The sequence below is a fragment of the Streptomyces sp. NRRL F-2664 genome, assembly GCF_000719345.1.
Classification (GTDB): Bacteria; Actinomycetota; Actinomycetes; order Streptomycetales; family Streptomycetaceae; genus Streptomyces.
Map to the genome: position 1 here is coordinate 303,354 of NZ_JOFX01000002.1, position 21,150 is coordinate 324,503.

General features: G+C 72.6%; 16 protein-coding genes. 13 read left to right on the forward strand and 3 right to left on the reverse strand.

Annotated elements, in window-relative coordinates:
* The 6 genes from IF89_RS0103625 (at window position 1) to galE (ending at window position 9,248) form a co-directional block, all read left to right on the forward strand.
* On the forward strand, window positions 1–4,011 hold the full coding sequence (locus IF89_RS0103625) for an Rne/Rng family ribonuclease (protein WP_030760959.1): 4,011 nt from the start codon (window positions 1–3) through the stop codon (window positions 4,009–4,011).
* Window positions 4,012–4,287: 276 nt separating this feature from the next.
* Entirely contained in the window at window positions 4,288–4,608 is a 321-nt protein-coding gene (gene rplU, locus IF89_RS0103630) for a 50S ribosomal protein L21 (protein ID WP_015033583.1), read from the forward strand.
* A 13-nt stretch (window positions 4,609–4,621) separates the two neighbouring features.
* Window positions 4,622–4,876, forward strand: coding sequence for a 50S ribosomal protein L27 (rpmA, locus tag IF89_RS0103635; protein WP_030027134.1), 255 nt, complete (start codon window positions 4,622–4,624; stop codon window positions 4,874–4,876).
* 167 nt (window positions 4,877–5,043) lie between these two features.
* Complete coding sequence (obgE, locus tag IF89_RS0103640) at window positions 5,044–6,489, forward strand: GTPase ObgE (RefSeq protein ID WP_030760963.1); 1,446 nt, start codon at window positions 5,044–5,046, stop codon at window positions 6,487–6,489.
* Window positions 6,490–6,559: 70 nt separating this feature from the next.
* Window positions 6,560–8,176: a glycosyltransferase family 2 protein gene (locus tag IF89_RS0103645; RefSeq protein ID WP_043192800.1), complete on the forward strand. Its 1,617-nt coding sequence runs from the start codon at window positions 6,560–6,562 to the stop codon at window positions 8,174–8,176.
* A 58-nt stretch (window positions 8,177–8,234) separates the two neighbouring features.
* The gene (gene galE / locus IF89_RS0103650) at window positions 8,235–9,248 is read left to right on the forward strand and encodes a UDP-glucose 4-epimerase GalE (RefSeq protein WP_030760968.1); all 1,014 of its coding nucleotides are present in this window, start codon (window positions 8,235–8,237) and stop codon (window positions 9,246–9,248) included.
* A gap of 106 nt (window positions 9,249–9,354) precedes the next feature.
* On the opposite strand, the gene IF89_RS0103655 is transcribed toward galE, so the two are convergent.
* Together IF89_RS0103655 and IF89_RS0103660 are read right to left on the reverse strand one after the other, a co-directional pair.
* Complete coding sequence (locus tag IF89_RS0103655; protein WP_030760970.1) at window positions 9,355–10,503, reverse strand: glycosyltransferase; 1,149 nt, start codon at window positions 10,501–10,503, stop codon at window positions 9,355–9,357.
* Window positions 10,500–13,379 (reverse strand): bifunctional glycosyltransferase/CDP-glycerol:glycerophosphate glycerophosphotransferase, encoded by a 2,880-nt coding sequence (locus IF89_RS0103660; protein WP_030760973.1) that lies wholly within the window; start codon window positions 13,377–13,379, stop codon window positions 10,500–10,502. The genes IF89_RS0103655 and IF89_RS0103660 overlap by 4 nt, the downstream gene beginning before the upstream one ends.
* Window positions 13,380–13,557: 178 nt before the next feature.
* Between IF89_RS0103660 and IF89_RS0103665 the strand changes: the two genes are divergently transcribed.
* The 7 genes from IF89_RS0103665 (at window position 13,558) to IF89_RS0103695 (ending at window position 20,039) form a co-directional block, all read left to right on the forward strand.
* Window positions 13,558–14,553: a glycosyltransferase family 2 protein gene (locus tag IF89_RS0103665; RefSeq protein ID WP_043192802.1), complete on the forward strand. Its 996-nt coding sequence runs from the start codon at window positions 13,558–13,560 to the stop codon at window positions 14,551–14,553.
* Window positions 14,550–14,990, forward strand: coding sequence for a GtrA family protein (locus IF89_RS37590; RefSeq protein WP_051806750.1), 441 nt, complete (start codon window positions 14,550–14,552; stop codon window positions 14,988–14,990). The genes IF89_RS0103665 and IF89_RS37590 overlap by 4 nt, the downstream gene beginning before the upstream one ends.
* 77 nt (window positions 14,991–15,067) lie before the next feature.
* Window positions 15,068–16,195 carry a glutamate 5-kinase gene (proB, locus tag IF89_RS0103675; protein WP_030760981.1) on the forward strand — a complete coding sequence of 376 codons (1,128 nt, stop codon included), beginning with the start codon at window positions 15,068–15,070 and terminating at the stop codon, window positions 16,193–16,195.
* 105 nt (window positions 16,196–16,300) lie between these two features.
* On the forward strand, window positions 16,301–16,696 hold the full coding sequence (locus IF89_RS37595) for a hypothetical protein (RefSeq protein ID WP_051806778.1): 396 nt from the start codon (window positions 16,301–16,303) through the stop codon (window positions 16,694–16,696).
* A gap of 195 nt (window positions 16,697–16,891) precedes the next feature.
* Window positions 16,892–18,187, forward strand: coding sequence for a glutamate-5-semialdehyde dehydrogenase (locus tag IF89_RS0103685; RefSeq protein WP_030760987.1), 1,296 nt, complete (start codon window positions 16,892–16,894; stop codon window positions 18,185–18,187).
* A gap of 77 nt (window positions 18,188–18,264) precedes the next feature.
* Complete coding sequence (locus tag IF89_RS0103690) at window positions 18,265–18,831, forward strand: hypothetical protein (RefSeq protein ID WP_030760990.1); 567 nt, start codon at window positions 18,265–18,267, stop codon at window positions 18,829–18,831.
* Between the two features lie 68 nt (window positions 18,832–18,899).
* Window positions 18,900–20,039 (forward strand): hypothetical protein, encoded by a 1,140-nt coding sequence (locus IF89_RS0103695; RefSeq protein ID WP_030760993.1) that lies wholly within the window; start codon window positions 18,900–18,902, stop codon window positions 20,037–20,039.
* Here the strand turns inward: IF89_RS0103695 and IF89_RS0103700 are convergent.
* On the reverse strand, window positions 20,023–21,111 hold the full coding sequence (locus tag IF89_RS0103700; RefSeq protein ID WP_030760996.1) for a M48 family metallopeptidase: 1,089 nt from the start codon (window positions 21,109–21,111) through the stop codon (window positions 20,023–20,025). The two genes, IF89_RS0103695 and IF89_RS0103700, sit on opposite strands and share 17 nt — an antisense overlap.
* Window positions 21,112–21,150: the final 39 nt, after the last annotated feature.

Consider the following 21,150-nt stretch of genomic DNA (forward strand, 5'->3'; position numbering starts at 1 on the left):
ATGCCCAACAACGAAAACGAAACCACCCCCGCCGGTGCCGACAGCAGCAGCCCCAGCGACAACCTGCCCCCGCGCAGGCGCCGCCGCGCCGCCTCCCGGCCCGCCGGCCCGCCCGGCGGCGCCCCCGCGGCCGAGGCGGCCCCGGTGACGGAGCCCGCCGCGGTCGAGGAGGCCGCTCCGGTCGAGGAGGCCGCTCCGGCCGCCGCCCCCGCCCGTCCCCGCCGCCGGGCCACCCGTGCCGTCGCCGCTCCGAAGACGCAGGCCGCCGAGGCTGTCGTGGAGTCCGCCGCCGAGACCCCGGCCGCCGAGGCCGCAGCCGCCCCGGTCGTGGAGGAGGCCGCTGCGGCGCCGGCTCCGCGTACCCGGCGTCGTGCCACCCGCGCTGTCGCCGCTCCGGCCGGCGAGGCCTCGGAAGCCGCCGAGGTTCCGGTTGTCGAGGCTCCGGCCGCCGCCGAGGCTGCTGCCGCCCCGGTCGCGGAGGAGGCCGCTGCGGCGCCGGCTCCGCGTACCCGCCGTCGCGCCACCCGCGCCGTCGCCGCTCCGGCAGTCGAGGCCGCAGAAGCCGCCGAGGTTCCGGTGGTCGAGGCTCCGGCCGCCGCCGAGGCCGCAGCCGCCCCGGTCGCGGAGGAGGCCGCTGCGGCGCCGGCTCCGCGGACCCGGCGTCGTGCCACCCGCGCCGTCGCCGCTCCGGCAGTCGAGACCCCGGCCGCCGAGACCGCCGCCGAGCCCGCCCCGGCCGCCGAGGAGGAGGCCCCCAAGGCCGCCCCCCGCGCCGTGACCGTCGCCGACGCCGTGGACGCCCCGAAGCGCGGCCGCCGCCGGGCCACCCGGTCCACGACCGCGCCCGCCGCCGCCCCGCAGCAGCCCGCCGCCGCCGCGCCGGAGGCCGCCGAGGCACCCGCCGCCCCGGCCCGTGCCCGCCGCGCCGTGCGTCCCGCCGTGGCCGTCTTCCAGGCGCCGGTCTTCACCGAGCCGATGTTCCAGACGCCCGAGACCGCCGCCATGGCCGCCGCGGCCGCCGCCGCGATCGAGGCCGAGGAGATCGACGAGGAGGAGACCGGGGCCGCCGCTCCGGTCGAGCCCGCGCAGCCCGCCGGCCGTCGCCGTCGCCGTGGCCGCGGCGCCACCGAGGTCGCGCCGGCCGCCCGTACCGAGGCCCCCGCGGAGGAGGAGCCCGAGGCCGCGGCCGCCGAGGCCGAGGACGAGTTCGCCGAGGCAGCCGACACCGCTGAGTTCGACGACGGCGACGAGTCGGGCGAGCGCCCCTCGCGCCGCCGCCGTCGCGGTGGCCGTCGCCGCCGTCGCGGTGAGGCAGCCGACCTCGACGAGTCCGCCGAGGACGAGACCGAGGCCGAGGCCGCCGAGCAGGAGGCCGAGACCGAGGAGGACAGCGCCGAGTTCGACGACGGCGAAGAGGCCCTGGGCTCCACCTCCAGCCGCCGTCGCCGCCGTCGCCGGCGCCGCAGCGGCGACACCGGTGCCGACGTCGCCGAAGCGGGCGACGAGGACGGCGTGCGCACCGTGGTCAAGGTCCGCGAGCCGCGCCCGGCGCGCGAGAAGGCCGAACCGTCCGACGAGGTCCAGTCCATCAAGGGCTCGACCCGCCTGGAGGCGAAGAAGCAGCGCCGCCGCGAGGGCCGCGAGCAGGGCCGCCGCCGTGTGCCGATCATCACCGAGGCCGAGTTCCTGGCCCGCCGTGAGGCCGTCGAGCGCGTCATGGTCGTCCGCCAGTCCGGCGAGCGCACCCAGATCGGCGTCCTTGAGGACAACGTGCTCGTGGAGCACTACGTCAACAAGGAGGAGGCCACCTCGTACGTCGGCAACGTCTACCTGGGCAAGGTCCAGAACGTGCTGCCGTCGATGGAGGCCGCCTTCATCGACATCGGCAAGGGCCGCAACGCCGTCCTGTACGCCGGTGAGGTCAACTTCGAGGCGCTCGGCATGGCCAACGGGCCGCGCCGCATCGAGTCCGCCCTCAAGTCCGGCCAGTCGGTCCTGGTGCAGGTCACCAAGGACCCGATCGGCCACAAGGGCGCCCGCCTGACGAGCCAGGTCTCGCTGCCCGGCCGCTACCTGGTCTACGTGCCCGAGGGCTCGATGACCGGCATCAGCCGCAAGCTGCCCGACACCGAGCGCGCGCGTCTGAAGACCATTCTCAAGAAGATCGTCCCCGAGGACGCGGGCGTCATCGTGCGCACCGCCGCCGAGGGCGCGAGCGAGGACGAGCTGCGCCGCGACGTCGAGCGCCTGCAGGCGCAGTGGGCGGACATCCAGAAGAAGTCGAAGCAGATCACGACGTCCTCCCCGTCCCTGCTCTACGGCGAGCCGGACATGACCGTCCGGGTCGTGCGCGACATCTTCAACGAGGACTTCTCGAAGGTCATCGTCAGCGGTGACGGCGCCTGGGAGACCATCCACGGCTACGTCTCGCACGTGGCCCCGGACCTGGCCGACCGGCTCCAGCGCTGGACCTCCGAGGTCGACGTCTTCGCGACGTACCGGATCGACGAGCAGCTCGCCAAGGCGCTCGACCGCAAGGTGTGGCTGCCCTCCGGCGGCTCCCTCGTGATCGACAAGACCGAGGCGATGATCGTCATCGACGTCAACACCGGCAAGTTCACCGGCCAGGGCGGCAACCTGGAGGAGACCGTCACCAGGAACAACCTGGAGGCGGCCGAGGAGATCGTGCGCCAGCTGCGGCTGCGCGACCTCGGTGGCATCGTCGTCATCGACTTCATCGACATGGTCCTGGAGTCCAACCGCGACCTGGTCCTGCGGCGCATGCTGGAGTGCCTGGGCCGTGACCGCACGAAGCACCAGGTCGCCGAGGTGACGTCGCTGGGCCTGGTCCAGATGACCCGCAAGCGGGTCGGCCAGGGTCTGCTGGAGTCCTTCTCCGAGACCTGCGTCCACTGCAACGGCCGCGGTGTCATCGTCCACATGGAGTCGCCGGCCTCGATCGGCGGCGGTGGCAACGGCAAGCGCTCGAAGCGCCGTGGCGGCCGTGCCGACTTCGACCAGCACGACCACGAGGTCGAGACCGTCGAGGCCCCGGAGGCCGAGGTCTTCGAGTCCGAGGCCGAGGTCGCTGCCGAGGTGGCCGCGCCGAAGGCCCTGCCGGAGCCGGAGTTCGTCCCCGGCGAGGAGCTCTACGGCTCCCCGGCCGAGGCCGAGGCCGCCGCGGGCCTGAGCGGGCGCCGCAACCGGCGCCGCGCCACCCGCAAGGCGACCGCTCCCGCGGGTGCCCCGCGGCGCGAGGCCGCTCCGGCGCAGCCGCTGGCCCCCGTGGCCGAGGTCGTGGCCGAGCCGGTGACCGAGCCGGCCGACACGGTCCTGGAGCCGGTCGCCGAGGTCGTCGCCGAGGCCGTCGAGGCCGCGGAGTCGGTCGAGGCCACTCCGGCCCCGGTCGAGGAGGCCGCGCCGAAGGGCCGTACCCGTCGCCGGGCGACCCGCAAGGCCACCGCGCCGGCGGCCGCCGCCGAGCAGGTCGTGGTCGCGGAGTCCGAGCCGGCCCCGGCGGCTGAGCCCGCGCCGGTCGCCGTCGCGGAGCCCGAGCCCGTCGTCGAGCCCGAGCCCGTCGTCGAGCCCGAGTCGGCCGCCGCGGCCGAGGCGGCCCCGGTGGCGGAGGCCGCGCCGGCCCGTCCGCGCCGTCGTGCCACCCGCAAGGCCACCGCACCCGCCGGTTCCCCGGCAGGCGCGGCGGAGGCCGCCGTGGTGGTCGTCGAGGCACCCGTGACCGAGCCGGCGGCGCCGGCCGAGGAGTCCGCCCCGGCCGAGGAGCCCGCTCCCGCCGAGGAGGCCGCCCCGGCCAAGAAGGCCGCCAGGAAGGCTCCGGCCAAGAAGGCGACCGCCGCGAAGAAGGCCCCGGCCAAGAAGGCCGCGGCCGCCAAGAAGACGGTGGCCAAGAAGACGGCCACCACCAAGAAGACCGCGACGAAGCGGGCGACGAAGAAGACCGCGGCGGCGGAGCAGCAGGCTGCCCCGTCCGTCTCGGCTCCGACCGAAGCCTGATCCGTCCCGTGACCGTGGGCCCCGCCGAGCGGCGGGGCCCACGGCCGTGCGGGGCCCGGTTTGACCCTCCGGAACCGGGCCCGTAACCTAGACCGTCGGCGTGTCCTGGACGATTTCCGTCCGGCGCGCGCCGAGCTCCTGAGCACCTTCCTCCCGCCCCCGGCGCGCAAGCGCTGTACGGGAGAGGCCGCTCGTCCATTCCGGATCAGCGCGGGCCCCGGCCCGCCTGAGCGGCTGGCTTCAGGAGCATCCGTCCCGAGTGAGAGAGAGATCCGCGTGTACGCCATCGTGCGCAGCGGTGGTCGCCAGCACAAGGTTGCTGTCGGCGACATCGTTGAGGTTGACAAGATTTCCACTGCCAAGGTTGGCGACACGGTCGAGCTCTCGACCCTGCTCGTTGTCGACGGCGACGCCGTGACCAGCGACCCGTGGGTCCTGGCCGGTATCAAGGTCACGGCCGAGGTCGTGGACCACCACAAGGGCGCCAAGATCGACATCCTGCGCTACAAGAACAAGACCGGCTACCGCCGTCGCCAGGGTCACCGCCAGCAGTACACGGCGATCAAGGTCACCGGTATCCCCGCGGCTGCGAAGTAAGAGGGACTGAGACATGGCACACAAGAAGGGCGCATCGTCCACCCGGAACGGGCGCGACTCCAATGCCCAGCGGCTCGGCGTGAAGCGCTTCGGCGGTCAGGTCGTCTCCGCCGGCGAGATCCTCGTCCGCCAGCGCGGCACCCACTTCCACCCGGGCTCGGGTGTCGGCCGTGGTGGCGACGACACGCTGTTCGCGCTGCAGGCCGGTGCCGTGCAGTTCGGCACGCACCGTGGCCGCAAGGTCGTGAACATCGTTCCGGCCGCCTGATCCAGCTCCTGCTGATCAGGCGTTCGTAACTTCCCGAGGGCGGATCTCAGCTCTTCCCGGCACATGCCGGGAAGAGAGGTCCGCCCTCGGCGCGTTGTCACATAGGCACGTTTAATGGGCAGTAAGGCCTGCCCGGGACATTCCCGTATGTATCTGGAGGAACAACCATGACCACCTTCGTGGACCGCGTCGAGCTGCACGTCGCCGCGGGTAACGGAGGCCACGGCTGCGCCTCCGTTCACCGGGAGAAGTTCAAGCCGCTCGGCGGCCCCGACGGCGGCAACGGCGGCCGTGGCGGCGATGTGATCCTGGTCGTCGAGCAGGCGGTCACCACCCTGCTGGATTACCACCACAGCCCCCACCGCAAGGCCACCAACGGCAAGCCCGGCGAGGGCGGCAACCGCTCCGGCAAGGACGGCCAGGACCTGGTCCTGCCCGTGCCGGACGGCACCGTCGTCCTCGACAAGGAGGGCAACGTCCTCGCCGACCTCGTCGGCCAGGGCACCACCTACGTGGCCGCCGAGGGCGGCCGCGGCGGCCTCGGCAACGCCGCGCTGGCCTCCGCCCGCCGCAAGGCGCCCGGCTTCGCGCTCCTCGGCGTCCCCGGCACCACCGGCGACATCGTCCTGGAGCTGAAGACCGTCGCCGACGTGGCGCTGGTCGGCTTCCCGAGCGCCGGCAAGTCCTCGCTGATCTCGGTGCTCTCCTCGGCCAAGCCGAAGATCGCGGACTACCCCTTCACCACCCTGGTCCCGAACCTGGGTGTCGTCACCGCCGGCTCGACCGTCTACACGATCGCCGACGTCCCCGGCCTGATCCCCGGCGCCAGCCAGGGCCGCGGCCTGGGCCTGGAGTTCCTGCGGCACGTCGAGCGCTGCTCGGTGCTCGTGCACGTCCTGGACACCGCCACCCTGGAGTCCGACCGCGACCCGATCGCCGACCTCGACGTCATCGAGGAGGAGCTCAGGCTCTACGGCGGGGGCCTGGAGAAGCGCCCGCGCCTCGTCGTCCTGAACAAGGTCGACATCCCGGACGGCCAGGAGCTCGCCGACATGGTCCGCCCGGACCTGGAGGCGCGCGGCTACAAGGTCTTCGAGGTCTCCGCGGTCGCCCGTACGGGTCTGAAGGAGCTCTCCTTCTTCCTCGCCGAGGTCATCGCCAAGGCCCGTGCCCGCAAGCCGAAGCAGGAGGCGACCCGCATCGTCATCCGGCCGAAGGCCGTGGACGACGCCGGCTTCACCGTCACCTACGACGAGGTCGAGGACGTCTACAACGTGCGCGGCGAGAAGCCGGAGCGCTGGGTGCGCCAGACCGACTTCAACAACGACGAGGCCGTGGGCTACCTCGCCGACCGCCTCAACCGCCTCGGCGTCGAGGACGCCCTGAGGAAGGCCGGCGCCCGCGCCGGTGACGGCGTGGCCATCGGCTCCGACGAGAACGCGGTCGTCTTCGACTGGGAGCCGACCATGATGGCCGGTGCCGAGATGCTGGGCCGCCGCGGTGAGGACCACCGCATGGAGGCGCCGCGCCCGGCCACCCAGCGCCGCAAGGAGCGCGAGGCCCGCCGGGGCGACTCCGCGCAGCAGGAGTACGACGAATTCCGGCCGTTCTAGTCCACTCCCGGGGGAAGCTGTCCCGGAGGGTTTGAAGGCGTCCTTATGCGGGTCGCCTAGGATCCTCCGGGTGAACAGCAGCAAGCTCCCCACCGTTTCCGTCGTGGTCATCGCGTACAACGACGCCGCGCTCGTGGGCGAGGCCGTCTCCTCGGCCCTCGCCCAGGGCCCGGTGGTCGCCGAGGTCATCGCGGTGGACGACGCCTCCTCCGACGGCACCTCGCAGGTGCTGGACGAGCTGGCCGCCGTCCATCCCCGCCTCAAGGTCGTGCACCGGACGGAGAACAGCGGCGGGTGCGGCACCCCGCGCAACGACGGGATCGCGGCGGCGTCCGGCCGGTACGTGCTCTTCCTCGACAGCGACGACATCCTGCCACCGGGTGCGGCGGACGCCCTGGTGCGCACCGCCGAGGAGCACCGCGCCCCGGTCACCGTCGGCGCGGCCGTGCGGCGCGAGCTGCCCCAGCACCACGACGTGCCGTGGATGCCCGGCCTCTACACCCCCGGCGACGTCATCGAGCGCCCGGCGGACCGGCCCGAGCTGGTCCGCGACACGCTCTGCGTCAACAAGCTCTACGAGCGGGCCTTCCTGGAGGAGCACGGCCTGCGCTTCCCGGACGGCCGCTTCGTCTACGAGGACTTCGCCTTCACGGCCCGCGTGCTTGCCGCGGCCCCCCGCATCGCCGTCACCGGCGACCTCGTCTACGTGTGGCACGTGCGCCGCAGCGCCGCCCAGGTGTCGATCTCCCTGGACCGCAAGGACGTCGGGAACTGGCGCTCCCGCATCGAGGCCCACCGCACGGCCGCCCGCACCCTGGCCGCCGCGTCCCCGGTGCTGGGCAGCGCCTGCCACGTGAAGTTCCTCGAATACGACCTGCGCATGTACCTGCGCGAACTCGGCGCCGACCCCGAGTACCGGGCGGCCTGGTGGACCCTGACCCGCGACTACGTCGCCACCTTCGCCGGGGCCGACGTCGAGGCCGCCGCCGCCCACGCCCGCTGGATCGTCCGGGTGCTGCGCGCCACCGCGACCCCGCCGGCCGACATCGAGCGGCTCACCCGGTTGGCCGCGCAGCCGCCCCGCCTGCTGCCCCCGTACGCGGTCGGCGCGTCCGGCGAGCCGGTGTGGAGCGAGGAGCTCCCGGTCGAGCTGGACGGCCTGGCTGCGCTGCCGGTCGAGGAGCTGCCCGTCACCGTCGACGCCGAACCGGCCGGCCGCGGCGCCGTCCGGATCCGCGTGCACGACCTGTACGGGCGCCTGGCCGAGGCCGGCCCGCAGACCGCCCGGCTGAGCTTCCTGCCCCGCGCGGGTGGCGAGCCGGTCCTGGCGCGCCCCGTCGAGCTGCTGCCCGACCGCAACGGCGGCTGGACGGCGGTACTGGCGTTCCGCCTCGCCGACCTGGCCGTCACCGGCCGCCGCCAGGGGCTGCGCCGGATGCAGGCCTGGAACGTCGGGGTGGGCGTGCAGTGCGCCGACGGGAGCTCGCTGTTCACCTCCCTGCGCCCCCGCGGCCGCCTCCTGCGCCGTCGGGCCCTGCCCAGCAGCCGGTACGGTGTTCTGCTGGCGCAGCCCTACCGGACGGGGGCCGGCGCCCTCGCCCTGCGCCTCGCGCCGGGCGCCGAGGGAGCCCTGTACCTCGTACGCAACCGCCTGCACCGGGCCAGGGCAGCCCGCGCGGCGGGCTGAACCGATGCGCCCCGCTGCGCTTTCCCCACCGAAGTCGGACAGGACCAAGGAGATACACATGACGTTTCTGATCACCGGTGGCGCCGGTTACATCGGCGCGCACGTCGTCCGCGCGATGCTGCTCGCGGGGGAGAAGGTCGTCGTCCTCGACGACCTCTCCACGGGCAACGAGGACCGCGTCCCGGAGGGCGTCCCGCTGGTGGTCGGCTCGGTCCTGGACCGGCTGGTGCTGGAGAAGACCATCCGCGAGCACAAGATCACCGGCGTGGTGCACCTGGCGGGCAAGAAGCAGGTCGGCGAGTCCGTCGAGAAGCCGCTGTACTACTACCACGAGAACGTGCAGGGCCTCACGGTCCTGCTGCAGGCCGTGGCCGACGCCGGTGTGCGCAACTTCCTCTTCTCCTCCTCCGCGTCCGTGTACGGCATGCCCGACGTCGACCTGGTCACCGAGGACACCCCGTGCGCGCCGCTGAGCCCGTACGGCGAGACCAAGCTGGCCGGCGAGTGGCTGGTGCGCGCCGCGGGCAAGGCCCACGGCATCTCCACCGCCTGCCTGCGCTACTTCAACGTGGCGGGCGCCGCGACCCCGGAGCTCGCGGACACCGGCGTCTTCAACCTGGTCCCGATGGTCTTCGAGCGGTACGACGCCGGCCAGGGCGCCAGGATCTTCGGTGACGACTACCCGACGCCGGACGGCACCTGCATCCGCGACTACATCCACGTCGAGGACCTGGCGGAGGCCCACGTGGCGGCCGCCCGCAAGCTGGCCGAGTGGGCCTCCGCCGAGGACTACAAGGACCTCACCGTCAACATCGGACGCGGCGAGGGCGTCTCCGTCGCCGAGATGGTGGCCCTGCTGAACGAGGGCACCGGGCACGACCTCGCCCCCGTGATCAGCCCGCGCCGTCCCGGCGACCCGGCGAAGGTCGTGGCCTCCGCCGACAGGATCAACACCGAGCTGGGCTGGAAGGCCCGCCACGACGTCCGTGAGATGGTCACCTCCGCATGGGCGGGCTGGGAGGCCAACAAGACGGCCCGCAAGGACGCCCACCGCGACGTCCACAAGGCCTGACCGGCACACCGGCCGAACGACGAAGCCGCCCGCCCCCCGGACATTCCGGGGGGCGGGCGGCTTCGTCGTGGTGGCGTGCCGCGCCACTGCGCCGCGCGTGGTGCCGTCAGCGCTCCAGGAAGGAGAACAGCTCCTCCCACCGGTCGGTGATCTCGGCGCTGGAGTAGCGCTTCACCGCGTGGAAGGCGTTGTCGCCGAGCCGGTCGCGCAGCTCACCGTCGGACATCAGCACGTCCAGGTGCCCGGCCAGCTCCATCGTGTTGCCGAGCCGGGCCAGGAGCCCGTCCTCGCCGTGCCCGACGATCTCCCGTACGCCCGGCGCGCAGTCGAAGGCCGCAACCGGCAGACCCGCTGCCATCGCCTCCAGCAGCGTGATCGGGAAGCCCTCGGCGCGCGAGGCCTGAGCGAAGACCGACGCCCCGCGCAGCGCGCCCAGCACGTCGTCGGTGCTGCCCATCCACTCCACGGAGTCGTCGAGCCCCAGGCCCGTGCAGTGCGCCCGCAGCGCCGCCTCCTCAGCGCCCGCGCCGTAGATGCGCAGCACCCAGTCGGGGTGGTGCGGCGCCGCGTCCGCCCACGCGTCGAGCAGCAGGTCGACGCCCTTTTCGAAGGCGAGGCGGCCGACGCTGGCCACGACCTTCTCGGTGCGCGGTGCGGGGGTGTCCGGCATGAAGGGGATCGGGTTCGGCATGCTGGCGACGTTCTCCATGCCCGTCCGGATCCACAGGTCCGCGTCCTCGGCGGTCAGCACCAGCAGCCGGTCGACCTCCCGGTAGTGCCGGCGGACCCGCTCGCCGCGCGTCGACTTCTGACTGGCCTCGAAGGACTCGTGGCTCATCCCGATGACGGACAGCCCCTTGGTGTCGGCGAGCGCCACCCACTCCATCGCCCACACCTGGGTGACGATGACGACGCCGCCCGGCCGGGCCCCGCGCAGCAGCTCGCTCAGCCGGTCCGCCCTGACCCGCATCTGCGCCCGCCGGGCCGCCTGCCGGCGCCGCTCGGGGGCGTTCAGCCGGCCCTTGATGCCGCGCAGCCGGCGCGCCGCCGGCGGGTGGGCGTCGTACAGCGTGGTCGTCTCGTACGGGAGGTCCTGCGGGAGCTTCTGCCGGATCTCCTCGGCGACGGGCGCGATGCCGACGATGTGGACCCGGTGGCCGCGTTCGGTGAACAGCCGGGCCATCTGGTGCGACCAGGTGGTCACGCCGCCGATCTCGTCGACGCTGTTGGAGACGATGAAGATGTCCCGGCTCACTTGCCGCTCCCGGTGAAGAACTTCTCGACGATCTGGCGGGCCGCGTCCCCGCGGTCGTACTCGCCGAACTCGGCGAGGAAGCGCTGGCGCGCCTCCGCGTACTTGGTGTCCGCCTCCTCGAAGGCCGCCAGCACCTGCAGGAGTTCGTCCGCGGTGGCCACCACCGGACCCGGGGCCTTCTCCTTCAGGTCGAAGTAGGTGCCGCGGATGTCATTGGCGTACTTGTCGTAGTCGTACGCGAAGAACACCATCGGCCGGTCCAGGACGGCGTAGTCGAACATCACCGACGAGTAGTCCGTGATCAGACCGTCGGCGAGGGCCAGCAGCGGGGTGATGTCGTGGTGGCGCGACACGTCGACGACCCGTCCGGCCACCGACGGCGGCAGCGAGACGCTGTTGAGGTAGTGGGTGCGCACCAGCAGCGTGTAGCGGTCGCCGAGCCGGTCGGCGAACTCCTCCACGTCGAAGGGGAAGGTGAAGCCCTCCACCGCGCCGTCCGCGCCTGCCCGGAAGGTCGGCGCGTACAGCAGGACCTTCTTGTCCGGGTCGATGCCGAGCTCGGCGGCGAGCGGGCCGCGGATCCGTTCGCCGCTGTCCGCCTCGGCCCGGTGCGCCTCGACGAGGGCGTCGTTGCGCGGGTAGCCCGTGCGCAGCAGCACCTCGTCACGCAGCCGGAAGGCCTTGGCGAGGGTGCGTGCGTCGTGCTCGGAGCGGATCAGGAAGTGGTCGAAGCGGTCCACGGCTGCCTGGAAGCGGGCCTGGCCGGCCCGGCCCTGTGCCTTGGTGCGGGGCTCGTGGAAGCCCATCCGCTTGAGTGCGGAGCCGTGCCAGGTCTGGATGTAGGTGGTGCCCGGGCGCTTGGCCAGGGCCAGCGGGAAGCCCTGGTTGTCGACCCAGTACTCGGCCTGGGCCAGGGCGCGCAGGTACGGCCAGCTCCAGCGCTTGACGAGGGTGGCCTCCTTCGGGAAGCCCGTGGGCCTGGCGCCCGCGTACGACCAGATCGCCTCGAAGGGGACGCCCTGGCGGACCATCTCCTCGTAGATGGCCTTCGGGCTGTCGCTGTACTGCTTGCCCATGTGGCTCTCGAAGACGACCGTGCCCTTCTTGACCGGCAGCTTCGAGAAGACCTCGTGGTAGATCTTCACCTTCTGCTCGCCGGAGCCCATGTTCCGGCGGGCTCGCAGCGCCTTGCGCAGGCCCCGCTTGACCACGCCCGCCGCCCTGCCCTGTATGGCGTTGTTGATCAGCGACTGGGTGCGGACGGCGGCGGCGCCCTCGGCGGTCAGGACGTAGGAGAGGTTGCCCTTCTTCGTCATCTCCGCCGCGAAGCGGTCCGAGACCAGGCGGGTCAGCCGCGGCCGGACGCGCAGCCGGGCCGCCGAGTCCAGGTCGAGGCCGCCGACCGAGACGCGGGTGATGATCCGGTCGGCCCCGGCGGTCAGCTTGAGGCGGACGTCCCAGACGGCGTCGATGATGCCGAGCGGGCGCACGGTGCCGCCGATGTCGGCGGTGGTGCGCCACTCGATCGTGTCACCGGCGTGGCGGACGGTTGCCACGGGGAAGCTGAACGAACGGACGCCGATCTGGCGGCGGGCCCGGAGCTCCAGCGTCGCCTTCAGCTCGGCGTCGGCGTCGATGCGGCCCAGCGGGTTGACGACGGTGCCGGACAGCGTGACGGTGCCGCGGCCGTCGTCCTCGTAGGAGGTGAGGCGGTTGCCCAGGGTGAGGGACGGCAGGGGAGTGGTGTGGAAGCCCTGCTCGGTGACGTCCAGTATCCGGCGGGCCTCGGCGGCGTCGGGGCCGTCGATGTGCTGCGCGCACCAGTAGACGCGGCCGTCGCGTTCGGCGAGCGGGGAGGTCAGCCGCCCCTTGTTGATCATGGCGTCGGCGGCCGGGAGCAGGTTGTCCCAGTCCTCCTTGCCCAGCAGGTACGCGCAGATCGCCTGGAGGTGGGTGACGTGCTCGTACGCCTCCGGATCGATGCCGGCGAGGTAGCCGTTGGCCAGGCGGGCGAACTCCTGGCGGTACTCGTCGCTGAGCAGGGGCAGGTCGCGCAGGTGCAGGACCAGGTCGTGCTTGAGGAACTTGGCGTCCTTCGCGGACTTGATGTCCGTGTGGCCCTTGGCCGCCAGCAGCTCGTCGACGCGCCGGTGGATCTCCATGCGGTGCACGAAGTTCGCGATCTCGTGGCGCCGGTTACTGATCGACTTGGCCGCGGCCTTCTCGACCACGTTCCAGAAGTACACGTGGTTGGGGATCAGCGTGATGCGCCGGGCCGCCACGTACGCCTTTGCGGAGAACAGCAGGTCCTCGTAGTGGATGCCGACCGGGAACTCCAGGCCCTGCTCCAGCAGGAACGCGCGCCGGTAGCACTTGTTGGTGGAGAGGGTGTCGTAGACCAGCAGGTCCGGGAACTCGGTGATCGACTCCAGGGTGCGCGTGTGCGCGTAGATCCAGGGGTACCACTCGGTGGTCTTGCCCCACCGGTTGTCGAGGTGCACGCGGACGCACATGCCCGAGACCAGGTCCGAGCCGGTCCGCTCGGCGGCGGCCAGCATGTTCCGGCAGGCGTTGCGCTCCAGCACGTCGTCGCTGTCGAGGAACATCACGTACGTTCCGGTGGCCTGCTGGATGCCGTGGTTGCGCGGCGCACCGCAGCCGCCGCTGTTCTGCGGGAGCTGGAAGGCGCGCACCCTCCCCGGGTGCGCCGACTCGAGTTCCTGGGCGACCGCGAAGGAGCGGTCCTGGCTGCAGTCGTCGACGATCACGACCTCGACGCCCTGGAGTGTCTGGTCGAGAACCGACTGGACTGCTGTCGACAGACGGTCTGCGTCGTTGTAGACGATGACGACCACGGAGACGTCGGGCACGTGCACCTCGATCCCTTCGTTTCGTTCCGCTCATTCCGCTTATCCCGTCAAAGCTACCGTGTGCCGCCCTCGGCTCAGGCAGGGCGACTCTCGGTAGCCCCTCGCCGTGCATACTTCTAAGGAAGAGGTGAGAGGCGGGTCCGGTCGCCGACAATCACCCGTTCGGATCCAGCAGGAAGTGTTCATGACCAAGCTGTCCGTAGTTGTCCCCTGCTACAACGAAGAGGCCGTCATCGACCGCTTCGACGTCGAGATCCGCAGGGTCCTGGACTCCCTGCCCGTCGAGTACGAGGTCTGCTACGTCGACGACGGCAGCCGCGACGGCACCCTCGGCAAGCTCCGGAAGATCGCTGCCGAACACGGGGAGCAGACCCGCTACGTCTCCTTCAGCCGCAACTTCGGCAAGGAGGCCGGCATGCTCGCCGGCCTGCGCGAAGCCACCGGCGACGCCGTAGTGATCATGGACGCCGACCTCCAGCACCCGCCGGAGCTCATCGCCACCATGCTGGAGCACTACCGGCAGGGCCACGACCAGATCATCGCCCGCCGCACGCGCGAGGGCGACAAGAAGGTGCGCTCGGCCCTCAGCCGCCTCTACTACCGGGGCGTCAACCGCTGGGTCGACGTGGAACTCACCGACGGCGTCGGCGACTTCCGGATGCTGTCCCGCCCCGCCGTGGACGCCCTGCTCTCCCTGCCGGAGTACAACCGCTTCTCCAAGGGCCTGTTCTCCTGGATCGGCTTCGACACCGTCCACTTCGACTACCGCAACGCCCAGCGCGAGGCCGGCGAGACCAAATGGAAGTTCGGCTCCCTGCTGAACTACGGCATGGACGGCCTGATCTCCTTCAACAACCGGCCGCTGCGGATCGGCATCTGGTTCGGCGTGTCGCTGGTCGCGCTGACCGGCCTGTACGCGCTGTGGATCACGATCACGGCGATCACCAACGGCGTGGACTCCCCGGGCTACGTCACCCTGGTGGCCATCATCACCGGCCTGGGCGGCGTCCAGCTGATCATGCTGGGCCTCGTCGGCGAGTACATCGGCCGCATCTACTACGAGACCAAGCGCCGGCCGCACTTCCTGGTCAAGGAGTCGCACGGCTCCGGCCCCCTCCCCGGGACCCCGGGCACCACCCCGGCGGCGGAGCCGACGATCGCGGAGCGCAGCACCCGATGAGCCGCAGGGAACAACTCGGCCAGGTGTTCCGCTTCGCCCTGGTGGGCGGGGTCAACACCGGCACCTTCTTCGGCCTCTACCTCCTGCTCCACCCGTGGATGCCGTACTTCGCCGCCTACTCGCTCGCTTTCGTACTGGCGATGGTCGGTTCGTTCTTCATGAACACCTACTTCACCTACCGGACCCGGCCCACCTGGAAGAAGTTCCTCCTCTTCCCCCTGACGAACGTCACCAACTACGTCATCCAGTCCGCCGGCCTCTACGCCCTCGTCGCCTGGGCCGGGATGGACACCCGCATCGCCCCGCTCGTCGCGGCGGTCGTCGCCATCCCCTTCACCTTCCTGCTGTCCCGGAAGATCCTCGTGCCCGGCGCGGCCCGGGCCGGGGAGGAACCGGAGGAGCGCCGGGGCCGGGCCAGGACCTCGTCCACGGTCTGAAACCCCTGAGCGGCCCCCGTCGGCCACCCCGTAGATTGAGGTGGCAGGCAATGAAGGCAAGGGGCAAGGGGAAGAACGTGTCAGCGGCTAGGCAAGGTGTCGTGGACGCCCGCAGGATCGTGGTCAAGGTCGGCTCCTCCTCTCTGACCACCGCGGCCGGCGGGCTCGACGCCGACCGGGTGGACGCACTCGTCGACGTCCTGGCCAAGGCCCGCAGCGGCGGTGAGAAGGAGATCGTCCTGGTCTCCAGCGGCGCCATCGCCGCCGGGCTCTCCCCGCTCGGCCTGCGCCGCCGCCCGAAGGACCTGGCCCGCCAGCAGGCCGCCGCCAGCGTCGGCCAGGGCCTGCTCGTCGCCCGCTACACCGCCTCCTTCGCGCGGTACGGCGTGCGCGTCGGGCAGGTGCTGCTGACCACCGACGACACCAGCCGGCGCGCCCACTACCGCAACGCCTACCGGACCCTGGACCAGCTGCTGGCCATGGGCGCCCTGCCGGTCGTCAACGAGAACGACACCGTTGCCACGGACGAGATCCGCTTCGGCGACAACGACCGGCTCGCCGCCCTCGTCGCCCACCTCGTCCGCGCCGACCTCCTCGTCCTCCTCTCCGACGTCGACGGCCTCTACGACGGCGACCCGTCCCTGCCGGGCACCACCCGCATCGAGGAGGTCCGCGGGCCCGAGGACATCGCGCACGTCTCCATCGGCAGCGCCGGCAAGGCCGGCGTGGGCACCGGAGGCATGGTCACCAAGGTCGAGGCGGCCCGCATCGCGGCCGCCGCCGGCATCCCGGTGGTGCTCACCTCCGCCAGCCGGGCCGCCGACGCCCTGGCGGGACGCGAGACCGGCACGCACTTCCACGCCACCGGCCGCCGCTCCGCGGACCGGCTGCTGTGGCTCCAGCACGCCTCGACCCCACAGGGCCACCTGGTCCTGGACGACGGCGCCGTCCGGGCCGTCACGGAGCGGGGCAGCTCGCTGCTCCCCGCGGGGATCGCGGCGGTCGAGGGCGACTTCGTCGCGGGCGACCCGGTGGAGCTGCGGGCCGCGGACGGCCGCGCCGTGGCCCGGGGCCTGGTCAACTTCGACGCCAAGGAACTCCCGCAGCTGCTCGGCCGCTCCACTCGCGAGCTCGCGCGGGAACTCGGACCCGCGTACGAGCGGGAGGTCGTCCACCGTGACGATCTGGTCCTGCTCCAGGGCTGAGGTTCGGCAAAACCGCAGCGCGGCCGCCCGGGGACTGGTCAACTGTGAGGGCGGGAGCAGGCGGACACGCGTAGCGGAGACAGGAGGCGGCTGGTGAGACGAGCGCTGACCAGCGTCGGTCCCGGGGACGGTGACGGCGGTGGGTACGACCAGGTCGAGGCCTCGCGGCTGTGGCACGTGACCCTGAGCGTCTCCGGCAAGCCGGCCCCGCTCTCCGAGGTCCGGCGGGGACTGGAGCAGCTGGCCCACGACCACCCGTTCCTGCTGACCAGCAGGTACGCCGACGACCACGCGGAGATCCGCTACTGGGAGGAGGCGCGCGACCTCCACGACGCGGCGGCCGTCGCGCTGCGCCTGTGGGGCGAGCACCGCTCCTCGGCACAGCTCCCGCCGTGGGAGATCGTCGGCCTGGAGGTCATCGACCGCGCGACGTACCACCTGCGCGTGGCGGAGGGCTACGGCCCACCCCCGGCCCACCCGGTGGGCGTCCACCCGTACTGACCCGGCCCCACCGGGGCCGCGTCCCGGGCCGGAGTTGTTCCAGCGCCGCCGGCGTTCGAGGCGCGGGTCCGGGCAGCGCCCGGGAGACGGAGAAAGGGCGGGGCGGGAGAAGGCGCCGGGCAGCGGCACCCGGCCCCGTCTCGCGGGCTGGAAGCACCTCCGGAGGGGCACCCCGGGCGGACTACCCTGGTCGGCATGACCTCGCTCGACGACGCCACCGCCACGGCCCCCGCCACCTCCCCCGTCCTCGCCACCGCGCAGGCGGCCCGGACCGCCGCCGCGGCCATCGCCCCACTCCCGCGGTCCGCCAAGGACACGGCCCTGCTGGCGATCGCGGATGCGCTGGAGGCCCGCACCGCCGAGATCGTCGCCGCCAACGCCGCGGACACCGACAAGGCCCGCGCCGCCGGCACCAGCGAGACCGTCATCGACCGACTCACCCTGACCCCGGAGCGGGTCGCCGCCATCGCCTCCGACGTACGCGACGTCGCCGCCCTCCCCGACCCCGTCGGCGAGGTCGTCCGCGGCAACACCCTCCCCAACGGCATCGACATCCGCCAGATCCGGGTCCCCCTCGGCGTCGTCGGCATCATCTACGAAGCCCGCCCCAACGTCACCGTCGACGCCGCCGCCCTCTGCCTCAAGTCCGGCAACGCCGTCCTCCTGCGCGGCAGCTCCTCCGCCTACGCCTCCAACACCGCGCTCGTCGCCATCCTGCGCGACGCCGTCGAGAGCGCCGGCCTGCCCGCCGACGCCATCCAGCTGGTCCCCGGCGAGTCCCGGGACTCCGTCCGCGAGCTGATGCGCGCCCGCGGCCTCGTCGACGTGCTCATCCCGCGCGGCGGTGCCTCCCTCATCAAGACCGTGGTCGAGCAGTCCACCGTCCCCGTCATCGAGACCGGTACCGGCAACTGCCACGTCTACGTCGACGCCCAGGCCGACCTCGACATGGCCGTGGACATCCTCATCAACTCGAAGGCCCAGCGGCCCTCCGTCTGCAACGCCGCCGAGACCCTCCTCGTCCACCGCGACATCGCCGACGCCTTCCTGCCGCGCGCCCTCGACGCCCTCGCCGACGCCGGGGTCACCGTCCACGGCGACGGTGCCGTCCTCGCCGCTGCCGAGGGCACCAAGGCCACCGCCCTGCCCGCCACGGACGAGGACTGGGCCGCCGAGTACCTCTCCTACGACATCGCCGCCGCCGTCGTGGACTCCCTCGACGACGCCGTCACCCACATCCGCCGCTGGACCTCCGGGCACACCGAGGCGATCGTCACCACCTCCCAGGCCGCGGCCCGCCGCTTCACCCAGTTGGTCGACTCCACCACCGTCGCCGTGAATGCATCCACCCGGTTCACCGACGGTGGCCAGTTCGGCTTCGGCGCCGAGATCGGCATCTCCACGCAGAAGCTGCACGCCCGGGGCCCGATGGGGCTTCCCGAGCTCACCTCCACCAAGTACATCGTCACCGGCGACGGTCACACCCGGTAGCCGGACCGTCCACCGGGTGTGGCCGGAATTCGGCGGACACCCTGCCCAAAGGCTCCCCCCAGGTCTAGTCTGGTCCCGTGCCGGACGACGTGGGGGGCAAGCCGTTCCCGGACGACGGGGAGCCCGACGACGACCGCGGAGGCGCGGAGAACGACTTCGCCTCCGTGGTGTTCGACGAGGACTTCGTCCGGAACGCCGAGATCCATGAACCGAGCGCCGCCGAGCGCCAGCGGGCGGCCGACCGGGCGCGCGCCGAGGCGGAGGCCGCCCGGGCCGTCGCCGGCGGCTGGACCGGTGACGACGACCACGACGGCTACGGCTACGGCCACCCCGAGGGGTACGACGCCGACGCGTACGACTGGGACCACGAGGGCGACCACGAGCGGGCGTACGGCCACCCCGACGGACCGTACGGGGCCTACGGCGGCAGCCTGCGCCCCTACCGCGGCCGCGCCCCGTGGCTGCGCCCCGTCGCCTGGGTGCTCGCCTTCGTAATGGGCCTCGGCATGGTCGCGCTCGCCTTCAGCGCCGTCTACCGCAGCGCCTCCGGCCAAGCGGACCCCGCTCCGGCACCCGCCAGCACCCCCCGCCGCGAAGTCACCGGCGTCGGCGCGTTTACGTACCCCTCAGTACGCCAACCCTGAAGGTACGACCCCACTCCCGTTCGCCGGAGCCGGGGGCTTCTCTGAAGCGGGGACAGCGGGGAGAAGCGATGGCCGTGCCAGGAGATCCACCCGACGGCACCCCCGACGGCACCGGCGGGGGCGACGACGACTTCCGGTCGGACGAATACCGGTCGGTGGTGTTCGACGAGGACTTCGTCCGTGCTGCCCGGCTCCAGGAGTACTCCGCCCGGGAACGCATGGGCGAGCACGCCCGGGCCGTCCGCAGCCGGTCCATCTGGTCGAGCGGCGCCGCGCCGCGCACCAGCACCCCAGGCCGCGGCGCCCGGCAGGGCATGCTGCTCGTGCTGCTCATCGCCACGGCCTTCGCCGTCGCCGTCTACATGGGGCTGCGCAACCCGTACGTGCCCCCGGCCGACGGGCCCGCCCAGCCGCTGAGCAGCACCGTGGTCCCGCTCGCGCCGACCACGGCCGTGCCCGGCGGGCTGCCGCCCGACCTGTATGCGAGGAGCCCCGCCGCCGGCTACCGGGTCGGGGCGGCCGGGATCAGCCTGCCCGCCGTGCGCCGCACGCACCACTTCACCGACGTCCAGGTCGTCACCGCCCTGTCCATCGCCAAGGACTACCTCGTGCAGTCCTCGCTGGACCCCGACGTCCTCGCCGGGACCGCCACCCGGCCGGTGCGCGTCCTGCTCGACCCCGACCAGCTGGAGCAGTTCGACCGCAGCATGACCTCGCCCGCCGGCGACGGCCGGCACGCGGCCACCGGCTGGCTGGTCCGCTTCGACCCGGCCACCGCCGTCATGGCCGACCCCAGGATCCGGGTGAGCGGCACCTTCACCTACGAGGAGGTCGCCCAGGACGTCCTGGAGGTCACCACCGATCACACCTTCGTGTACGCGGTACGGCCGGCCACCGGGTCCCCGGCCGCCGCCGGGGGCGCCTCGCTGTTCACCGTCCGGCGCGAGCTGCGGCTGCGCTTCGACCGGGACGACCTCGGCGCCCGGAGGCTGGAGCTGGCGTCGGCCTACGTGATGGCCGGGCCGCACGACTGCTCCGCCGAGCCGGCCGGAGGCTTCCGCCCGCTCCTGGCCGGAGCCGGCCCCACCACTGTGGGACCGGCCGCGAGCGACCCGTACGCCAGCGGCCACCCGCGGCGCACGGCCGGGCTGTGCGGCGTACTGGCCCCGTCCGTGCCGCAGGGCGCCCCGGTCAGCCCTGCCCCGTAGCCCCTCGCGGGGCGCCCGGGCCGGCATCCGAACCGGTGCCGCCCCCGGCGCCGGCACCGGTGAACTTGTCGCGCAGCCGGCCCCCCATGTCGGCCGCGCCGCCCGCGATGTCGCCCACCAGCTTGAACAGCGGGTCCTTGCTGGTGCGCACCGAATCGGCGTAGTGCGTGGCGGACTCCCGGAAGGAGTCCCTGACCGAGGCGTCCTTGTCCTCCTCGCGGCGCGGGTAGTGGCCGTCCATGATCCGCTGGTAGTCCCGGCTCTGCGACCACTTCTTCAGCTCGGCCGCCCGGACCGTGGTGAAGGGGTGCGTGCGGGGCAGCATGTTGAGGATCTTCAGCACGGAGTCCCGCAGGTCCCCGCCCTTCTCGTACTCGTCCGCCTGCTCCAGGAAGGCGTCCACGTTCATCTCGTGGAGGTGGTTGCCGCCCGCCAGCTTCATCAGCCCGCGCATCGACGCCGTCACGTCCTGCCCCACCAGCAGCCCCGCCCGGTCGGCCGACAGCTCCGACTTGCGGAACCACTCCCGCAGCGCCGTCACCAGCGTCATGACCGCCACATTGCCCAGCGGGATCCAGGCGACCTTCAGCGCCAGGTTCGTCAGGAAGAGCAGGATCGTGCGGTACACGGAGTGCCCCGACAGCGCGTGGCCCACCTCGTGGCCGACCACCGCCCGCATCTCCTCCTCGTCGAGCAGCTCGACGAGGCTCGTGGTCACCACGATGATCGGCTCGTCCAGCCCGATGCACATGGCATTGGGCCGCGGGTCCTGCTGCACGTACATCTGCGGGACCTTCTCCAGGTCCAGGATGTGACAGGCGTCGCGGAGCATGGCGTACAGGTGCGGGAACTGCGTCTCGCCCACCCGCACCGAGTCCGACAGGAACAGCAGCCGCAGGCTCCGCTCCGGAAGCAGGCCGCTGAGCGCCTTGAGGGCCGTGTCGAAGCCGCTCAGCCTGCGCAGCGCCACCAGGGCCGAACGGTCCGCCGGGTGCTCGTACGCGCGTGAGGAGATACCGGGGAACCTCCTGCGGTCCCGCGCCGGTGCCTTCTCGAATCCCGTGTCCGTCATTGCGCCCTCCCCTGATGGAACTGCTCGACCATGCGTCTA